1 protein-coding gene and 1 pseudogene are annotated in these 1,014 nt (G+C 70.0%); one reads left to right on the top strand and one right to left on the bottom strand.

All coding sequences use genetic code 11. The annotated features are described in order from the left end of the window. Positions 1-717, top strand: a 717-nt coding sequence (locus A5701_RS20390) for a VWA domain-containing protein (RefSeq protein WP_082969799.1), incomplete at its 5' end; no start/stop codon positions are given. Positions 718-720: 3 nt separating this feature from the next. Here A5701_RS20390 and A5701_RS20395 read toward each other — a convergent pair. Next, positions 721-1,014 (bottom strand): annotated as a pseudogene (locus tag A5701_RS20395) (hypothetical protein); the annotation flags it as partial.

The following is a 1,014-nucleotide window of genomic DNA, read 5'->3' on the forward strand; positions in this document are numbered from 1 at the left end:
ACCGACGTCCCCCCCGACCGGCTGACCGCCGCCAAGGTGGCCGGCAAGCAGTTCGCCGACGAGCTGACGCCGGCCATCAACCTGGGGCTGGTGGAATTCGCGGCCAACGCGTCGCTGCTGGTCTCCCCGACCACCAACCGCGAGGCGGTGAAGGCGGCGATCGACAGCCTGAAGCCGGCCCCCAAGACCGCGACGGGCGAGGGCCTGTTCACCGCCCTGCAGGCGATCGCGACGGTGGGCTCGGTGATGGGCGGCGGCGACGGCCCGCCGCCGGCGCGCATCGTGCTGGAGTCCGACGGCGCGGAGAACGTGCCGCTGGACGCCAACGCCCCGCAGGGGGCGTTCACCGCCGCCCGGGCCGCCAAGGCCGCGGGCGTGCAGATCTCGACGATCTCCTTCGGGACGCCGTACGGCACCGTCGAGTACGAGGGCGCCACCATCCCGGTTCCCGTAGACGACCAGACGCTGCAGAAGATCTGCGAGATCACCGACGGCCAGGCGTTCCATGCCGACAGCCTGGAGTCGCTGAAGAACGTCTACTCGACCCTGCAGCGCCAGATCGGGTACGAGACCGTCAAGGGCGACGCCATCGAGAAGGACATCGGCTATCGCACCGTGGCCGGGCCGGGCAGCGCCGGGTGGCTGCGCCTGGGCGTGATCACCGCATTGATCGCGACGGCGCTGGCGCTGCTGATCAACCGGCGGCTGCCGGTCTGATCGTCAGGACGGCAGCCGGCGGTTCAGGAACAGGCCGGCCAGGATCGCGCCGGCCAACGCGACCGCCCCCAGCAGCATCCACGCGAGGCTGGCGTCGCCCTTGACGGTCTCGTACCCGATCTGGCGCTGCAGGGTCGAGTAGACGTTCTTCAGCGACTCCAGGCTGTCGGCATGGAACGCCTGGCCGTCGGTGATCTCGCAGATCTTCTGCAGCGTCTGGTCGTCTACGGGAACCGGGATGGTGGCGCCCTCGTACTCGACGGTGCCGTACGGCGTCCCGAAGGAGATCGTCGAGAT

This window comes from Mycobacterium sp. E3305 (assembly GCF_001666785.1).
GTDB lineage: Bacteria > Actinomycetota > Actinomycetes > Mycobacteriales > Mycobacteriaceae > Mycobacterium.